The sequence below is a fragment of the Salipiger pallidus genome (genome assembly GCF_014643635.1).
Lineage (GTDB): Bacteria > Pseudomonadota > Alphaproteobacteria > Rhodobacterales > Rhodobacteraceae > Salipiger > Salipiger pallidus.
The window spans coordinates 1-16,155 of sequence record NZ_BMJV01000006.1; the positions used below are offsets into that span (position 1 = coordinate 1).

General features: G+C 64.2%; 16 protein-coding genes and 2 pseudogenes. 10 read left to right on the forward strand and 8 right to left on the reverse strand.

Annotation, left to right across the window (positions count from 1 at the left end; all coding sequences use genetic code 11):
* Positions 1–206: 206 nt before the first annotated feature.
* Positions 207–893: an RraA family protein gene (locus IEX41_RS14215; protein WP_229673241.1), complete on the reverse strand. Its 687-nt coding sequence runs from the start codon at positions 891–893 to the stop codon at positions 207–209.
* On the reverse strand, positions 890–1,900 hold the full coding sequence (locus IEX41_RS14220) for a hydroxyacid dehydrogenase (protein ID WP_188790934.1): 1,011 nt from the start codon (positions 1,898–1,900) through the stop codon (positions 890–892). Before IEX41_RS14220 ends, IEX41_RS14215 begins: the two co-directional genes overlap by 4 nt.
* A 188-nt stretch (positions 1,901–2,088) precedes the next feature.
* On the opposite strand from IEX41_RS14220, the gene IEX41_RS14225 reads away from it, so the two are divergent.
* The gene (locus IEX41_RS14225) at positions 2,089–2,985 is read left to right on the forward strand and encodes a LysR substrate-binding domain-containing protein (protein ID WP_188790935.1); all 897 of its coding nucleotides are present in this window, start codon (positions 2,089–2,091) and stop codon (positions 2,983–2,985) included.
* 442 nt (positions 2,986–3,427) lie between these two features.
* Here IEX41_RS14225 and rsgA read toward each other — a convergent pair whose 3' ends face one another.
* Positions 3,428–4,432, reverse strand: a complete 1,005-nt coding sequence (gene rsgA / locus IEX41_RS14230; RefSeq protein WP_308421507.1) for a ribosome small subunit-dependent GTPase A — start codon at positions 4,430–4,432, stop codon at positions 3,428–3,430.
* A gap of 423 nt (positions 4,433–4,855) precedes the next feature.
* Positions 4,856–5,119 carry a hypothetical protein gene (locus IEX41_RS14235; RefSeq protein ID WP_188790937.1) on the reverse strand — a complete coding sequence of 88 codons (264 nt, stop codon included), beginning with the start codon at positions 5,117–5,119 and terminating at the stop codon, positions 4,856–4,858.
* Positions 5,120–5,129: 10 nt separating this feature from the next.
* On the opposite strand from IEX41_RS14235, the gene IEX41_RS14240 reads away from it, so the two are divergent.
* On the forward strand, positions 5,130–5,396 hold the full coding sequence (locus tag IEX41_RS14240) for a hypothetical protein (protein WP_188790938.1): 267 nt from the start codon (positions 5,130–5,132) through the stop codon (positions 5,394–5,396).
* A 105-nt stretch (positions 5,397–5,501) separates the two neighbouring features.
* Here the strand turns inward: IEX41_RS14240 and IEX41_RS14245 are convergent.
* Positions 5,502–5,717, reverse strand: a pseudogene (locus IEX41_RS14245) (IS5/IS1182 family transposase); the annotation flags it as partial.
* A 5-nt stretch (positions 5,718–5,722) separates the two neighbouring features.
* Here IEX41_RS14245 and IEX41_RS14250 point away from each other — a divergent pair.
* The 3 genes and pseudogenes from IEX41_RS14250 to IEX41_RS14260 all read left to right on the forward strand — a co-directional run.
* Positions 5,723–6,173, forward strand: a pseudogene (locus IEX41_RS14250) (transposase); the annotation flags it as partial.
* A gap of 432 nt (positions 6,174–6,605) precedes the next feature.
* Complete coding sequence (locus tag IEX41_RS14255) at positions 6,606–7,811, forward strand: AGE family epimerase/isomerase (RefSeq protein ID WP_188790939.1); 1,206 nt, start codon at positions 6,606–6,608, stop codon at positions 7,809–7,811.
* A 59-nt stretch (positions 7,812–7,870) separates the two neighbouring features.
* On the forward strand, positions 7,871–8,215 hold the full coding sequence (locus tag IEX41_RS14260; RefSeq protein ID WP_188790940.1) for a DUF2794 domain-containing protein: 345 nt from the start codon (positions 7,871–7,873) through the stop codon (positions 8,213–8,215).
* A gap of 269 nt (positions 8,216–8,484) precedes the next feature.
* Here the strand turns inward: IEX41_RS14260 and speB are convergent, their stop codons facing one another.
* The 3 genes from speB to IEX41_RS14275 form a co-directional block, all read right to left on the reverse strand.
* On the reverse strand, positions 8,485–9,441 hold the full coding sequence (gene speB, locus IEX41_RS14265) for an agmatinase (protein WP_188790941.1): 957 nt from the start codon (positions 9,439–9,441) through the stop codon (positions 8,485–8,487).
* Between the two features lie 97 nt (positions 9,442–9,538).
* Positions 9,539–10,240: a DUF599 domain-containing protein gene (locus IEX41_RS14270; protein ID WP_188790942.1), complete on the reverse strand. Its 702-nt coding sequence runs from the start codon at positions 10,238–10,240 to the stop codon at positions 9,539–9,541.
* A 13-nt stretch (positions 10,241–10,253) separates the two neighbouring features.
* Entirely contained in the window at positions 10,254–10,664 is a 411-nt protein-coding gene (locus IEX41_RS14275; RefSeq protein ID WP_188790943.1) for a CopD family protein, read from the reverse strand.
* A 187-nt stretch (positions 10,665–10,851) separates the two neighbouring features.
* Here IEX41_RS14275 and IEX41_RS14280 point away from each other — a divergent pair, with 187 nt between their 5' ends.
* From IEX41_RS14280 to IEX41_RS14300, 5 genes are all read left to right on the forward strand, one after another.
* Positions 10,852–12,288, forward strand: a complete 1,437-nt coding sequence (locus tag IEX41_RS14280; RefSeq protein ID WP_188790944.1) for an FAD-linked oxidase C-terminal domain-containing protein — start codon at positions 10,852–10,854, stop codon at positions 12,286–12,288.
* Positions 12,289–12,393: 105 nt separating this feature from the next.
* The gene (locus IEX41_RS14285) at positions 12,394–13,518 is read left to right on the forward strand and encodes an FAD-binding protein (RefSeq protein ID WP_188790945.1); all 1,125 of its coding nucleotides are present in this window, start codon (positions 12,394–12,396) and stop codon (positions 13,516–13,518) included.
* Positions 13,515–13,859: a hypothetical protein gene (locus IEX41_RS14290; RefSeq protein WP_188790946.1), complete on the forward strand. Its 345-nt coding sequence runs from the start codon at positions 13,515–13,517 to the stop codon at positions 13,857–13,859. The genes IEX41_RS14285 and IEX41_RS14290 overlap by 4 nt, the downstream gene beginning before the upstream one ends.
* 14 nt (positions 13,860–13,873) lie before the next feature.
* The gene (gene glcF / locus IEX41_RS14295; protein ID WP_188790947.1) at positions 13,874–15,226 is read left to right on the forward strand and encodes a glycolate oxidase subunit GlcF; all 1,353 of its coding nucleotides are present in this window, start codon (positions 13,874–13,876) and stop codon (positions 15,224–15,226) included.
* A gap of 92 nt (positions 15,227–15,318) precedes the next feature.
* The gene (locus IEX41_RS14300) at positions 15,319–16,101 is read left to right on the forward strand and encodes a trypsin-like serine peptidase (RefSeq protein ID WP_229673242.1); all 783 of its coding nucleotides are present in this window, start codon (positions 15,319–15,321) and stop codon (positions 16,099–16,101) included.
* Positions 16,102–16,155: the final 54 nt, after the last annotated feature.

The following is a 16,155-nucleotide window of genomic DNA, read 5'->3' on the forward strand; positions in this document are numbered from 1 at the left end:
ATTGAAGGTCGCAACCAGAGGCCGGATACACGAAGGAACTCGACCGCAATGCTGTTGCCAAAGTCAAAAAATCGCTTGCAGCCCCGGGGGCGTCCATACACGGGATATTCGGCCAGCGCGGCCCCTGCGGACAGGATCATCGCGCCTGCGATGGCGGTTTTCTTGAAGATGTTGAGCATGTTACTCCTCCGTTTCATGCGTGTGTTTCAGTCGTCGAGCAGGGCGCAGCCGCGTTCCTTGAGCGCGCGGTCGACCCAGGTCCGGTCGTTGGTGCCGGCCTCGATGTCTGCCATTTGTTTGATTTCTTTCGCAGACTTGTCCTGAGTGGCTTTCAGGATCGTCTCGGCCCCGTCGATCGGCACGCAGAGCACACCATCGCTGTCGCCGATGACGATGTCGCCGGGGTGGAACACCATGCCGTCGATGGCGATGGGCACGTTCACCTCTCCGGGGCCGTCCTTGTAAGGGCCGCGATGGGTGACACCCGCCGCCCAGGTGGGCAGGTTGGTTTCGCGGAAATTGTCCAAATCACGAATCGCGCCGTCAATGACAAAGCCGACAACACCTTTCTTGATTGCGTAGGCCAGCATCAGCTCGCCCATCAGCGCGTTGTCCAGCGCGCCGCCCGCATCGACGACGATCACGTCGCCGGGCACGGCCCGGTCGATGGCCGCGTGGAGCATAAGGTTATCGCCGGGGCGCGCCTTGACGGTCAGGGCGACGCCCGCCATGCCACCCGACGTGTGCATCGGGCGCAGGCGCGACCCGGCGGCTGTCATGCGCGACATGCTGTCAGACACGTTGGCGACGGGCAGCTTGGCGAATTCGGCGACGATCTCAGGAGCGGCGACGCGGTCGCGTTTGAGGATACGGAACCCGGTGGTCATGGTCATTTCTCCATACTGGCCGGCTCGGCCTGTGCGGCGGCCAGCAATTTTCGATTGATGATGCGTTCGGGAGCGACGGGCTGCCCGTCGAGGATCTGAAAGATCCCGCGCACGGCATCGACGCCGACCCGTGCCCCCGCTTGGCGGGTGACTCCCCCGATATGCGGGGTCAGCACGATGCGTGGCTCGGCAAAGAACGGATGGTCGGCCTCAGGCGGCTCAACCGCGAAAGTGTCGAGGCCCGCGCCCGCCAGATGGCCGCTCTGGATCGCGGCCAGAAGCGCCGGCTCGTCGATCAGCCCGCCACGAGCAGTGTTGACCACGAATGCGCCTTCCGGCATCCGGGCGATTGCTTGCGCATTCAGGATCTGCCGCGTCTGGGGGGTCAGCGGGCAATGCAGGCTCAGCACATTGGCCCCCGCTAGAAGCTCGTCGAAGCTGTCGCAGCGGGTGACGCCGAGTTCCTCGAAGGCGCTATCCGGCGCGTACGGATCGTAACCGATGAGGGTCAGCCCCAAACCCTTGGCCATGCGACCCGTGGCCTGTGCGATCGCACCCATGCCCATCAGCCCCATGGTGGATCCGGCAATCTCGCGTCCCGCAAAGCCCGGCTTTTCCCAGCGACCGTCCCGCAGCCCAGCATCAAGCGGCAGGATCCGCTTGGCGCAAGACAGAAGCAGCGCGATGGCATGTTCGGCAACGGACACGGCGTTGGCACCGGTCGCGACCAGCACTGGAATACCCCGATCGGCAGCGGCCTGGATGTCGATATTGTCGACCCCGACACCGTGCTTCGAAATCACCTTGAGCTGCGGCGCCGCGTCCATGACGGCGGCGTCAAGACGCCCCATGCGCGACACGATCCCTTCGGCGCCTGTCTTCTGAAGATACTCGGAAATCACCGCGCTGTCAGCATAGGGCGGGGTATGCACCGTCTTGTAACCGTGATCCTCCACCAGCTGGGCGGCGGACGGATCGAGGTCAGGCCCCGTAACGAGGATTGTCTTGCTCATCGCACATGTCTCCACAGCGTCCCGAAGCCTCGGGGCGCGCCATTTCGTGTCTCTGTTTTTCGATTGGCCCAAAGCGGTCTCCCGAACCTGCTATGGGTGTCCTCCTTGGTTGGGAACCGTATCGCCAAGAATGACTTCACAAAAGCGCGTATTTCTGGTTGTTAGATTTAGAAAAAGTGGATTTGACCATGGACACACGGCAGCTCAAGACCCTTATGGCGATTCAATCGCATGGCACCTTCGCGCAGGCGGCAGACCTTGTCGGCCTGACACCTTCAGCCGTCAGCCAGCAGGTTCATGCGCTCGAGGAGGAACTGCGCGTGACCATCTTCGACCGCACCAAAAGACCACCTCGGATCACGCCTGAAGGCCTCCAGGTCATTCAAATGGCGGAAGATATCCTGCGCCGTGCCGAGGACGCGAAGGCCAGTTTGCGCGGCGACCAGATCGCCGGGACGCTTATGCTGGGATCAGTCCGCTCGAGTGCGCTGAACCTGCTGCCACGCGCCATGGTGCAGATGCGCGGACGCTACCCGGACCTGAAGCCAAGCTTGCGAGTGTCCCTTTCCTCAACCTTGATCGCGGACGTGGCCGGCGGACGGCTCGACGCCGCTATCGTCGCGGAACACCTCGGAATTCCCAGCACCCTGCGCTGGAGCCCCTTCCTTCGTGAACCGCTTTGGCTGATCGTGCCGCGTGGCATGGAAGCGAGCGACCCAATCGAACTGTTGAACACGCGACCCTACATCCGTTTCCGAAGCGCCGTGCCGCTGGCGAACCTGATCGATACAGAGTTGTCCCGTCTCGGCGTTGTAACCAACGACGTCGCCGAAATTGACACCATCGGATCGATCGTCACAGGCGTCCGGCAAGGTCTGGGCATCTCGGTTGTGCCGCATGTTGCTCTGCAGGACCCCGAGGATCTGAACATCACGCGCATGGCCTTCGGCGTTCCGCAGGTGACCCGCCAGATCGGCATCGTCGAAAGGACTGCTGCGCCGCGTGCTGAAATCATCGCCCTTCTGCACGCAGTCCTCGCGGACCTCTGCGGTGACCACGGAGTGGTTAGGCCCACAAGATCCTGACCGTGGCCGCTTTGTCGATCACCGTAACGATACGCCAGGCCCCAGGTTCTTTGAAAGCGTCAGTTGACAGAACTGCACAGTGTGACTGTCACAGATCTCCAAACCTCTCACTGTGAATGCCATCACTTTGGACCGAGAGCAGTCATGATCTCAAGAGGCCGAAAACGGCCACCCGATCGTTACGCAAAGGTCCGCCTTGGGCCGTCAGGGTCCGCAGGCCTGGCGGACCAGGGCGAGGGGCCTGCCGCGCCGCCGCAGGTCCGCTCTGAGCCCTTTCATACGTATGTCGCTAATCTGATGAACTTCAGTATGGGCGGCAGCCGATCGCTATCCGACCGTCGCTACACTCCTAAGCGAGAAGTATCGGGTAGTTCGGCAAGCTGCTTTCGCAGCTTGCCTAGAGATCGCCGGATCATTCGGATCCGGCTTTTGCCCTCAGCGCCTACCACTTCTCTTTCTGTTGGATGGATCGGTGCATCTTGTGCCTTGACCTGTCATGCGCCTTGCGTTCGGCTAGGGTCGCCGAATTGAAGCGCTCTTCGGCAGCAAGTTTGCGCCACCGCATCATACGGGACATATCGAGAGCACCTTCGTCGAGGGCCTGCCGAATGGCACATCCAGGCTCACTCTCATGCTGACAATCCCTGAAACGGCACTGTCCCGCCAGGGTGACCAGATCGTCGAACAGCTCTGAGATGCCTGTTCCGACATCGGTGAGCTGAAGCTCTCGCATACCGGGCGTGTCGAGAACGGCGCATCCATCGGACGTGAAGTGGAGCTGCCGTCGCGTTGTCGTATGGCGGCCTTTGCTGTCGTCTTCGCGAATGCCTGCCGTCTCGGCCACACCCTTCTTCATGAGCGCATTTACCAGCGTCGACTTACCGACACCGGACGATCCAAGAAAGGCGATGGTCTGACCCGTGGCGCACCACGGCGACAGCCTGGCGACTATGTCGTCACGCAGAGCGTCGAGGGCTTCGACCAGCACCCGGTCGGAGATCGCGCGCGCCGCAGCGAGCTGGGGAGCAGGATCCACGCACAGATCGGCCTTGGTCAGCAGGATGACGGGGGTTACATCGGCTTCGAATGCCAGGGCGATGTAGCGCTCCAGTCGTGCGATGTTGAAGTCCTTGTTGCAGGACGAGACGATGAAGACTGTGTCCACATTGGAGGCGATCAGCTGGAGCTTGCGATCATGACCGGGCGCGCGCCGCTCGAACACGCTGCTGCGGTTCAACACTGTGCTGCGCGTGGGTGCGGTTCGGTCCAGCAAAAGCCAGTCGCCAACGGTTGTGTCGGGGATGGGCGGTATGATCGTGTCGATCCCGTCTCCCAGCAAACGCAGGCCAGTTCTGTGAACCTCACAAACGCGCGCGGGTGGCGTAGCGATGAGAGTTTCGACGTCGCACTGCTGGATGAAAAAGGATCTCCAGCCCAGTTTACGCAAGGTTTCGGGTCCTTGCCCGGACAAGGGTTTCGAGGCCGCGGACGGCAAGAAGCGAGAATAGTCTCGTGTCATTGTAGTGAGCTTTCGTGTTCGAAAGGCGGGGGATCCCGCTCTGCAAAAGTGCTTTCGGATAAGGATGCAAACCATTTGGCACCGTCCCGGTTCAGGCGGTGGATCCAACTCGACTGATTTTGCATCGGGAGGGCGCTATGCCTCCCCACTTTAACAGGTCATCAAACCTCCGTGACACTGGTTCGTCCTTAAAAGAAACAGGCCCCGCTTGCAAGAGTGGGGCCCTGAGCTGACAGAACAGGTCCCCAAGTCTCGGAATGCACCACCCGTGGCATAAAGCTGGGTTCTGCCGCGCCGCTTGCGTTACACTGCGAACGCAGCGAACGGCAGCTTTGTCCGCACACCGGACCTTCAGGACCGTTCGAAAACGGTCCTTTTCGCCGGCAGCAGAAACCGTTGAGTTTTGGCACATCCTTTGGTGCGGAGAATGTCCGGAAAGGTGACGGGTTTTCGATGCGGGCCGTGGTGCAACAGTACCGCGTGGCGAGTGGTCTGTTGCGAAGCGGTGTGATTTGATCCCCAGCACGGTGTCGGATTGGAGGCGGCTGGCGCGGCAAGCCAGAAACTGCGTGTCTTGGTGATCAGGATCGAAGCGATCGTCTTGATGCTGGTCATAGCAATATCCATGAAAAAGGCCGCCCGAATGGGCGGCCGAAATGCACTGGATCGGATGGTTCTGGCGTCAGTCGCCGGAAGCGTAGAGCAATGCGATGTCACGGTGGTGCAAAGCGCATTCGGGATCTTCGCGTACAAGGACCGCAGCCTCGGCCTCAAGGATGACATTGCAGCCGTTTTCGAAGCTGTATTGCCGCTGGCCGGTTGGCAGGACGCTTTGCACCGGGACTTCGTCCATCGGACGTTCGCCTTGGGGCGCGGGATCTGCGCAACCTGACACGAGTGCGCAGAATGGGAGTATCAGAAGGGCTGGTTTCATCATGAATCTCTCGTAATGCTGTCTGATCCAACTTGCGTTGCCGGGGTTTAGTTTCCTTCTAGGTCATGTTGATGAAAGGCGGACCCAGAGGCGGATAGATGTGATGTCGACGAAGCCCAGGAAGCTTTCAGCGGTTTTGTCGTATCGTGTGGCGACGCGCCGTGCGTTTTTCAGCTTGTTGAAGCACCGTTCAACAAGGTTTCGCAATGAGTACAGCGAGTGATCTACACCGACGCGCATCTTGCGTGATTTGCGCATAGGAATTTGGGCGAGCACGTCGGGGTCGTTTGCAGGAGATCTCCGGCAGCCACATCGGCGATGCGCAGATCCTACCCAACTTTCTCGCCCAAATCTCTGCGGTTCAGGCAATCGGCAGCGTCACGGCATATGGCGCCTACGACACGCGCAAGTATCATGATATTATTGCCGAGTGCGGCGCCGCTGCGGTCATCCCGCCTCGCAAGAATGCGAAACCGTGGAAGACGGTCGCTGACGGAGCCGTAGCGCGCAACGAGACCCTGCGCACATCCAAGTCTCGGCCGCGCCCTGTGGCGACGGTGGAGCGGCTACAAACACTTGAGACGCGTTGAGACGAAGATGCACTGTGAGAAACTGCTGGGCCAGCGGCTCACGGCAAGGGACTTCGACCGCGGGGTCGCCAAGCTCTAGGTCCGCTTCGCCGCCCCGAACGGATACACCGCTCTCGGCATCGCGATCACCGAGCCTGTGGGATAAATCTGTCCGAGGAAGGGTTTACCTCGACCATAAGCGGATTTTCACAAACAGAAGGCCCTTGAGGGGAGCACGAGAAAAGGCCGGAGAGAGGATAGGGGGGGGGATCGCGTCAGGGCTGTCCGACCTCGCGTGTCACGGGATCACTGGCGCGGACTGCTTGCAGCTGACCGCCGCGCCGCGCGACCTTGGTGATGAGCGCCCTCGTCGCCGGTACGCTGCGGTGGCATCACCAGATGTGCCAGGGTGAAACCGCGTTAGCAGTTTCGCCATTTGTTTCTCGAATGTTCTGCCAAACTTTAACGCCAATTTATTTGTTTTCATTAAGTAATCGCCAGTTTTAGATTCTGGCGCCTTTGGCGTGGGGATAGGAGTCCCTTCATTCGCACCACTTCCCCCTTGCACAAACGCCGCTCTCGGCGCAACGCTGCGGTCATGACCAGCCCGCTTTCAGATCCCTCCCGCATCGCCCGGCAGAAGGCTCTTGCCCTGCGTAACCTCGACCTCTTCCGCGCGAGCCTGCGGCCCGATGGCCACTTTGCCGCGCTGGACCGCGATGGCACGCCGAAGCCCGGCCCGCAGGAGCTTATCGCCATCAGCCGGCTGGTGCACAGCTACGCGCTTGGCCATATCGCCGGGGCGCCGGACTGCGAAACAATCATCGACACCGGGGTGCGGACCCTGTGGCGCACTCTTGGGGACGATCTGCATGGCGGATACCTTGCCGCGGTGGAGGGCGACGGCCCGGTGCGCTCGGACAAGCTGGCCTACGGCCACGCCTTCGTTCTGCTGGCCGCCTCGAGCGCCGAGGCCGCCGGCCACCCAGATGCCGCGCGCCTGCGCCAGGACGTGACCGGGGTGCTCGAGGACCGGTTCCTCGACCCGGCGCGGGGCCTTTACGAGGACGAGTTCCGGCGCGACTGGACTCGCTTCTCGCAATACCGGGGCATGAACGCCAACATGCACGCCACCGAGGCGCACCTCGCCGCCTTTGAGATCACCGGGGACCAGCGGCACCTTGACCGGGCGCAGACCATCCTGCGCTTTTTCGTGGACGAGATCGCCGCCACTCGTGGCTGGCGCCTGACCGAACACTACCACCCGGACTGGAGCGTTGACGAAAGCTACGAGGGCGATCCGATGTTCCGCCCGGCGGGCACCACACCGGGGCACAGCGTGGAATTTGGACGACTTTTGTTGCAGGCTTGGGACCTTGCAGGACGACCGAAGGATGACAGCGAGGCCAAGGCACGCGCCCTTATCGAAACGGCGTTGAAGGACGCATGGCAGCCCGGCGGCGGCATGGCCTACACGCTGGACTTCGACGGCACCGTGCTGCGCCCGGATCGTCTGTGGTGGCCCGTGACCGAAGGCATTGGCGCCGTGGCGAGCCTGTTGAAGCTAGGCGGCACGGCATCCGACCGGGAGTGGTACGTCCGGCTGTGGGACAGTGCCGAGGCGCTGTTCATCGATGACACCCACGGCGGCTGGTTCCCGGAAGCTCAGGGCACCGAAGCCAAGGCATCCTTGTTCGAGGGCAAGCCCGACATCTACCACGCGCTTCAGGCCGAGCTTCTGCCGCTGCATGACGGCCTGTCCGGCCATTACACCGGGCTGAAAGGTGTGCTCGGGTCCGAGTGAAACAGGCTGTTTGCACGGAAGGCCTTGATTTGTAGCAGGGTGAGGTTCAGCTTTAGGAAATGAACAGCCTTACGCCTTTCCCGGGGCCCGGCCACTCTCCGGATGTGGTCGCCTTCCACCGGACCGAGCTTAACGTGATACTGTCTCTCTACGGCCGTATGGTGGCTGCCGGAGAATGGCGCGATTATGGCATTTCAAGCCTGCGGGACGTGGCGGTGTTTTCCGTCTTCCGCAGGACCGCTGAACACCCGCTCTACCGCATCGAAAAGCGCCCCAAGCTGCGCAACCGGCAGGGCGAATACGCGGTGATCGGGATGGACGGGCAAATCTTGAAGCGCGGGCATGAGCTGCGCACGGTGCTGCGGGTTCTCGAACGCAAGCTGATCCGTCCCGTCAGCGACTGACTTGTTGGCGCAGGTAGGCCATAGAGCCGCCGGCAGCTTGAACGCCTTAAAGTGGCGCAAATCGGTTGGCTGGAGAGCGCCAAACCCAAGGGTGCGTAAATCGTCCCCCGGAAAGGTGGCTCCACACGTCAGCCCGGACGAACAACCGGACTTTCGGCCGGAAGGATATCGGAACCGGTTTCCAAAGTGACGCACGGACCAACGGCGGCACCGCAGATCCGAACCAGCCGCAGGAGGAGCGCCCGGGACCGCTGGCCCGGGCGCAGCGCTTACTTCGACAGCATCGCGCAGAGCAGCTCGAACATGATCGTCACGCCAAGGAAGGCGGTGCCGCCGGACTGATCGAACGGCGGTGAAACCTCGACCATATCGGCACCGACGATGTTCAGCCCCGCCAGCTCGCGCACCACCTGCAGCGCCTGGTAGCTGTTCGGGCCGCCGATCTCGGGCGTGCCGGTGCCGGGGGCAAAGGTCGGGTCCACGAAGTCGATGTCATAGCTGACATAGGTGTCCTCCTGCCCGACAATCTCGCGCGCCTCGGCCATCACGTCCTCGGGACCGCGGGCATGGAACTCCTCGACGGTGATGATCCGGATGCCGACGGCCTTGGCGAAATCGCGGTCCTCAAGATCGTACATCGGGCCACGGATACCGATCTGGACGACACGCTTGGGGTCGAGCAACTCTTCTTCCACAGCGCGGCGGAAGGGCGTGCCGTGAGTGAATTTCTGCCCGTTGAAGTAGCTGTCCCAAAGGTCCGTATGGCTGTCGAAATGCACCATCCCGAGAGGCTTGGCCTTGCCAAGGGCGCGCAGCACCGGCAGCGAGGTCAGGTGATCGCCGCCAGCGGTCAAGGGCCGGATGCCCGCCGCCACGACGCCCTCATAGAAGGCGGTGATGCGGGCCATGCTGTCCTGAATGTCGGCGGGGTTCGGCCCCACGTCGCCAAGGTCCGCACAGGCTGCGGCATCGAAGGGGCGCAGGCCGGTAACGCCGTGCTGGGCGCGGATCATGGTCGAGGCATCGCGCAGCTGGCGCGGGCCGTGGCGCGGGCCGGGACGGTTGGTGGTGCCGCTGTCCCATGGCACACCGATGAGGCCGACCTCGACGTCGCCAAAACGCTCGTGACCGGGCTGGACCAGCGGCAGGCGCATGAAGGTGGGCACGCCGGCAAAGCGCGGCAGGTCCATGCCGGAAATCGGTTGGAAGAAGGGGTCGCTGGTCATGGGAACCTCCGGGCAGTTGCGGTTTGCGGGACAGCAAATCCCTTACCAAGGGATTTGCAAGCCAAATGGTCCCCCACCCGCCAGCGGCCGCACGGGATCACTCGTGCGGATCGTCCTGCATCAGGATTTCGCGCGATTGGGAGGCAAATTCACGCCGCAGGATCACGATGAGCGTCACCAGCGTGGCGAGGATCAGCGCCTCGCCCCCCAGCAGCCATGCCGCCGAGGCGATGCCGAAATAGACCGAGCGCAGGCCCCGGTTGTAGCTGCGGGCGGCAAAGATGTTGATCTCGGCGGCCTTCGCGGCGCGGGCATAGGCCACCTTGGACTCATCGTTGGGGACCGATCCCATGACCACCGAGCAATATCCGAACAGCCGGTTCGACCAGACGAACTTGAGGAACGCGTTGGCTGCCAGCAGCAGCAGCAGGAACAGCTTGACCTCCCACACGAAGACCGGCGCGTCGGTGTCGGCGAAATCCCCCGCCACCCCGCGCAGCCGGTCCGCGTCCCCCAGAAGCGCGAAGATCCCTGAGATCGCGATCATCGCCGCCGAGGCGAAGAATGCCGTGCTCTGGCGCAGGGAGCCAACGATGTTCGCGTCGAAGATGCGCGGCTGGCGGGTGATGAAATGGTGCATCCAGCGGCGGCGGTAGCTTGTCATCAGCTTGGACACGGACATGCGGCGCGCTGGCGGGTTTTCGATCACCCACGAGCTGCCAAGCCAGCAGGCCAGTAGAAGCACCAGCGCGACGCCATCGATCACATCGAAATAGCCAAGGCGCACCATCCAGTTCACTCAGCCGTCTCCGTCAGAAGGGTTTGACCACGACGACCCAGAGCACGGCGATCACCCCGAGCACGCTGATCTCGTTGAAGATGCGAAGGAACATGTCTGATTCGCGGAACTCTCCGCGTTTGGCGCGGATCACCATGCGGCCGGTCCAGACGTAATGCGCCGCCAGCAGCGCCACCAGCGTCAGCTTTAGATGCACCCAAGGCGCCCATTGCCAGACGCTGCCCAGCCAAAGCCCCGTCGCCAGCGCGATCACTGCCAGCCCCGCCGAGAATCGGTAGAGCCGCACGGTCAGGTCCCCGAGCGGGCCGAAGGCTCCGGTGGCCGCGAAATCGCGCTTCCAGAAGATCAGGGCCCTCGGGACCGCGAAAATCGAGGTCATCCAGCCCATGACGCAGAGGATATGTATGATCTTGACCCAGTCCATGGGCCAGTAGTGCTATCGTTTTTGGGGCGGACGCAAGGCATGCCGTGCAACCGCCGGACAAACCGATGCGTGGTGGCCTCGGGAAAGGCTCTGGCCATACGTGTAAATTGGTTATATGAGTTTACCAATTGCCGTCATGCCCCATGGGCTGCGGCTGCTAGGGGTGTTTTCTGGAGGAGGACCACCGATGCAGATGCCCAAGCCCGACGCAGGGATCCTGGACCGCAAGGCGCGTATCGTCGCCCGCCTGCGCGAGGTGCTGCCCAAGGACGCGGTGATCGACGCCGAGGCCGAGGTGCGCGCCTATGAATGCGATGCGCTCACCGCCTACCGCTGCCCACCGCTCTGTGCGATCCTGCCCGCCAGCACCGAAGAGGTGTCCGCGGCGCTGAAGGTCTGCCACGAGGAAGGCGTGCCGGTGGTGCCGCGCGGTGCGGGGACCTCGCTTGCGGGGGGCTCGCTGCCCACGGCGGATTCGGTGATCCTAGGGGTGGCGCGGATGAACGCGGTACTCGAGACCAACTATCCCGACCGCTACATCCGTGTGCAGACCGGGCGCACCAATCTGTCGGTCACCGGCGCGGTCGAGGAGAACGATTTCTTTTACGCTCCCGACCCGTCGTCGCAGCTGGCCTGTGCCATCGCGGGCAATATCGCGATGAACTCGGGCGGGGCACATTGCCTGAAATACGGCGTGACGACGAACAACCTGCTTGGCGTCACCATGGTGCTGATGGACGGCACGGTGGTGGAACTGGGCGGCGCGCATCTCGATTCCGGGGGGCTGGATCTTCTGGGCGTGGTCTGTGGGTCCGAAGGGCAGCTTGGCGTGGTGACCGAGGCCACCCTGCGCATCCTGCGCAAGCCCGAGGGCGCGCGGCCGGTGCTCATTGCCTTCGGATCGAACGAAGTGGCCGGGGAATGCGTGTCGGACATCATCAAGGCGGGCGTGCTGCCCGTGGCGATCGAGTTCATGGACCGTCCCTGCATCGTCGCCTGCGAGGCCTTTGCCAAGGCAGGCTATCCCGATTGCGAGGCACTTCTGATCGTCGAGGTCGAGGGCTCTGAAGCGGAGATCGCCGAGCAGCTGGGGCTCATCACGCAGATCGCGCGGCGGCATGATCCGGTGGAATTGCGCGAGGCGAAGGACGCTGATGAGGCGGGCCGGATCTGGCTTGGCCGCAAGAGCGCCTTTGGGGCGATGGGGCAGATCAACGATTATCTCTGCCTCGATGGCACGATCCCGGTATCGGAGCTGCCCAAGGTGCTGCGGCGCATCCGCGAGCTGTCGAAGGACTTCGAACTGGAGGTCGCCAACGTGTTCCATGCGGGGGATGGCAACATGCACCCGCTGATCCTGTTCAACGCCAACCAGGAAGGGCAGCTGGCCCTGGCCGAGGGGCTTGGCGCCGAGATCCTGAAGCTGTGCGTCGAGGTGGGCGGGTGCCTGACCGGCGAGCATGGGGTGGGGATCGAGAAGCGTGACCTGATGTCGGTGCAATACCGGCCTGCGGATCTCGAGGCGCAGATGGCGGTGAAGGACGTGTTTGACCCGGCGTGGCTTTTGAATCCGGCAAAAGTGTTCCCGCTCGAGGCCTCAGCATCGCGGCGTGAGGTGGCGTGAGGTTGCCGCGATGACGGGTTGCGCCGCGTTTGCGGCGCCGCGTGAGGGGGCTCTGCCCCCGTCCCTTCGGGACTCCCCCGGGATATTTTACGTCAAAGGAAGAGCATGAGACCTGCGAGCATGGCCGAGCTGGCCGAGGAAATCAGGAATGCGGGCGGGCCCCTGCGGGTGCGTGGCGGCGGCACACGCGGCCTTGGCGGCGCGCCTGGTGAGTTGCTTGAGACTGGTGGGCTGAGTGGTATCCGGCTTTACGAGCCGGGGGCGCTGACGCTGGTGGTCGGCGCCGGAACGCCGCTGGCCGAGGTCGAGGAGGCGCTGTCTGCCGAGGGGCAGCGGCTGGCCTTCGAGCCGATGGATCATCGTGGATTGCTCGGCACGTCTGGCGCCCCGACTGTGGGCGGCATGGCGGCAGCGAACGTCTCGGGGCCGCGCCGGGTGCAGGCCGGGGCCTGCGGGGATTTCATGCTTGGGGTGCGCTTTGTCGACGGCTCCGGGCAGGAGGTGTCGAACGGTGGGCGGGTGATGAAAAACGTCACCGGGTATGATCTCGTGAAGCTGATGGCCGGGAGCCATGGCACGCTCGGTGTGCTCACTGAGGTGTCGTTCAAGGTGCTGCCGACGCCTGCTTCCGTGGCGACACTGGTGTTGCCGGGGCTTGGCCTCGAGGCGGCGGTGGAAGCCATGTCCCGGGCGCTTGGCTCCCCCTTCGACGTGAGCGGCGCAGCACATCTGCCCTCTGGCGCAGATGGTACGGCGCAGACGCTGGTGCGGGTCGAGGGGTTCTCGGAGTCGGTGGCCTATAGGTCCGCGCGGTTGTCGGAGATGTTTGCCCCTCTCGGGCCAGTCGTGGAGCGCGATCCCGACCTGTGCGACGCGCTCTGGCGCAGGGTACGCGACGTGGAGCCGTTCCACGGGCGACCCGGCGACGTATGGCGGATCTCGTGCAAGCCATCGGATGCTCTGGCGGTGGCGACGCGCATCAGCGCCGAGGATCTGCTGCTGGACTGGGGGGGCGGGCTGATCTGGGCGCTGGTGCCCGAGGGCACGGACCTGCGCGCCCGGCTGGCCCCCGAGGGCACGCCGCGCCTTGGCGGTCATGCCACGGTGGTGCGCGGCGGCGCGGGCCTGCCGGTGTTCGAGTCCGAGCCTGCCCCGGTGGCCGCGCTCAGCGCGGGGCTGCGCAAGCGCTTTGACCCGCGCGGCATCCTCAACCCCGGGCTCATGGCATGAGCCGCGAGACGGTCATCGTCTTTGTCCTGTGCTTTATCGCCGGGCCGCTGCTCTTCGCGCTGATCGTGCAATTGGGCCGGTCGCTGGCGCTGCTGCTGGCGGCAGCGCTTGGCACAGTGATGGCGGCGGTGGCAGCGTTGGTGCTGCAGGCGGACGGCCACGCCGCGCTCTCGCTGCTGACGCTGTGGCTGGCTTGGGTGCTGGCCGTCTCGGCTCTTGCCATTGCGCTGCGGCGCCGCGTGGCCCCGTCCGGCCCGCGCCGATGGGTGACCATCGCCGGACTGCTGGCAACCACCCTTCCCTGGTTCGGGCTTGCGCTGGCCCGGACGATGCTTTCCTGACGACAGGTTTCTTCATGCAGACGAACTTCACCGACGCGCAGCTTGCCGATCCCGGCACCGAACGCGCGAACGAGATCCTCCGGGCCTGCGTGCATTGCGGCTTTTGTACCGCCACCTGCCCCACTTATCAGGTGCTTGGCGACGAGCTGGACAGCCCGCGCGGGCGGATCTACCTCATCAAGGACATGCTCGAGAACGAGCGGGTGCCGGACGAGACCACCGTAAAGCACATTGACCGCTGCCTGAGCTGCCTTGCCTGCATGACAACCTGCCCGTCGGGGGTGCATTACATGCACCTTGTGGACCATGCCCGCGCCTATATCGAAAAGACCTACAAGCGCCCCCTGTCGGACCGCGCCCTGCGCTGGCTGCTGGCACGCATCCTGCCCTATCCCACCCGCTTCCGCGCCGCGCTCGCGGGGGCCAAGCTGGGGCGGCCCTTTGCGCGGTTCATGCCCGACAAGCGCCTGCGCGCCATGCTCGAGATGGCGCCGAGGCGCATCCCCGCGGTCAGCCGCAATGATGACCCGCAGAGCTTTGCCCCCACCGCGCCGCGTCGCCGCCGCGTGGCGCTGATGACCGGCTGTGCACAGAAGGCGCTCAACACCGACATCAATGATGCCACCATCCGCCTGCTGCGGCGGCTTGGCTGCGAGATCGTCGTAGCCAAGGGTGCAGGCTGCTGCGGCGCGCTGACCCATCACATGGGGCAGGAGGATCTCAGCCACGGCTCGGCGGCGGCCAACATCCGCGCGTGGTGCGCCGAGATCGACGGGGATGGCCTTGATGCCATCGTCATCAACACTTCTGGCTGCGGCACGACGGTGAAGGATTACGGCCACATGTTCCGCAACGATCCGCTGGCCGAGGACGCCGCGCGGGTGGCGGGGCTGGCGCGTGACGTGTCCGAGCTGCTGACCGAGCTGATGCCCGAGGCGGACGTGCAGTCGCGCAACCTTGCCAAGGCCGAGATCGCCGGGACCGACATGGCCAGCGCCGCGCCCGCGCCCGAGGGGCCGATCCGCGTGGCCTACCATGCCGCCTGCTCGCTCCAGCACGGCCAGAAGATCAAGACCCACCCCAAGGCGCTTCTGGCCGCAGCGGGCTTCGAGGTGGTCGAGCCCGCCGACAGCCACCTGTGCTGCGGCAGCGCGGGCACCTACAACCTGATGCAGCCCGAGATCTCGGGGCAGCTGAAGGAGCGCAAGGTGCGCACCCTCGAGGCCAAGAGCCCCGACATCATCGCCGCCGGGAACATCGGCTGCATGATGCAGATCGGGTCGGGCACCGGCGTGCCCGTGGTGCATACGGTCGAGCTTCTGGACTGGGCAACCGGGGGGCCGAAGCCGCGCGCACTGGCTGAATAAGGCGGGGGCCTTTCACCACCGGTCTGGTGGGCACGCCCAACTTTTGACAAAAGATACGGGTACTCACTGGACCGGAAGTGAAGGATTGCCCCGTGCGCGTACTGCTTTTGATCGTGTCCCTGTTTTTCTCGACCGCCGCAGCCGCGCAGGGAGGCCTGTTTTCCATGCAGAGCCGCGAAGACGGGCGACAGTGGGAAGCGGTTGGACGGCTGGAGCTGGCCGGCAAGGCCTTCTGCACCGGGGCGCTCATCGCGCCGGACCTGGTGCTGACCGCGGCGCATTGCCTTTACGATGCGGGCACCGGCGCAGCGGTTCCGGTGGACCAGATCCAGTTCCTCGCCGGGTGGCGCAACGGCCGCGCCGCCGCTTACCGGAGGGTGAAGCAGGCGGTGGCCCATCCGGATTATGAATTCGAGGCAAGTTCGCGCACCGACCGGGTGCAGAATGACCTTGGACTGATCCAGCTGCAGCTGCCCATCCGCAACAGTGCACTTGTGCCCTTCGGTACCGGCCCCCATCCCGAACGCGGCGCCGAGCTGAGCGTGGTGTCCTACGCCCATGACCGTTCGGAAGCGCCGTCACTGCAGGGGATGTGCCAAGTGCTTGACCGGCAGACGCGCATGCTCGTGCTGTCCTGCCCGGTGGATTTCGGCAGCTCCGGCTCGCCCGTCTTCGACACCGGAGAGGATGGCGTGCCGCGCATCGTGTCGGTGGTGTCGGCCAAGGCCGAGGCCGGGGGGAACGAGGTGTCGCTCGGCACCCAGGTGGAAGGATCGCTCGAGGCCCTGCGCGGCGCGCTGGAGGGGGATTCCGTCCGCCATGCGCTGGACGCCGGGGACCGGCGGGAAACGGGGGCGAAATTCATAAAACCCTGAGCATACTCGCCTGCGCCGCGATTGCGCTGGTGCCCGTCCGGGCGCTTGCGCAAG

Coding starts and splice junctions, on each gene's coding strand:
- IEX41_RS14215 (WP_229673241.1), bottom strand. CDS start 893: ATGACCATGACCACCGGGTTCCGTATCCTCAAACGCGACCGCGTCGCC.
- IEX41_RS14220 (WP_188790934.1), bottom strand. CDS start 1,900: ATGAGCAAGACAATCCTCGTTACGGGGCCTGACCTCGATCCGTCCGCC.
- IEX41_RS14225 (WP_188790935.1), top strand. CDS start 2,089: ATGGACACACGGCAGCTCAAGACCCTTATGGCGATTCAATCGCATGGC.
- IEX41_RS14235 (WP_188790937.1), bottom strand. CDS start 5,119: ATGACCAGCATCAAGACGATCGCTTCGATCCTGATCACCAAGACACGC.
- IEX41_RS14240 (WP_188790938.1), top strand. CDS start 5,130: ATGAAAAAGGCCGCCCGAATGGGCGGCCGAAATGCACTGGATCGGATG.
- IEX41_RS14255 (WP_188790939.1), top strand. CDS start 6,606: ATGACCAGCCCGCTTTCAGATCCCTCCCGCATCGCCCGGCAGAAGGCT.
- IEX41_RS14260 (WP_188790940.1), top strand. CDS start 7,871: ATGAACAGCCTTACGCCTTTCCCGGGGCCCGGCCACTCTCCGGATGTG.
- speB (WP_188790941.1), bottom strand. CDS start 9,441: ATGACCAGCGACCCCTTCTTCCAACCGATTTCCGGCATGGACCTGCCG.
- IEX41_RS14275 (WP_188790943.1), bottom strand. CDS start 10,664: ATGGACTGGGTCAAGATCATACATATCCTCTGCGTCATGGGCTGGATG.
- IEX41_RS14280 (WP_188790944.1), top strand. CDS start 10,852: ATGCAGATGCCCAAGCCCGACGCAGGGATCCTGGACCGCAAGGCGCGT.
- IEX41_RS14285 (WP_188790945.1), top strand. CDS start 12,394: ATGAGACCTGCGAGCATGGCCGAGCTGGCCGAGGAAATCAGGAATGCG.
- IEX41_RS14290 (WP_188790946.1), top strand. CDS start 13,515: ATGAGCCGCGAGACGGTCATCGTCTTTGTCCTGTGCTTTATCGCCGGG.
- glcF (WP_188790947.1), top strand. CDS start 13,874: ATGCAGACGAACTTCACCGACGCGCAGCTTGCCGATCCCGGCACCGAA.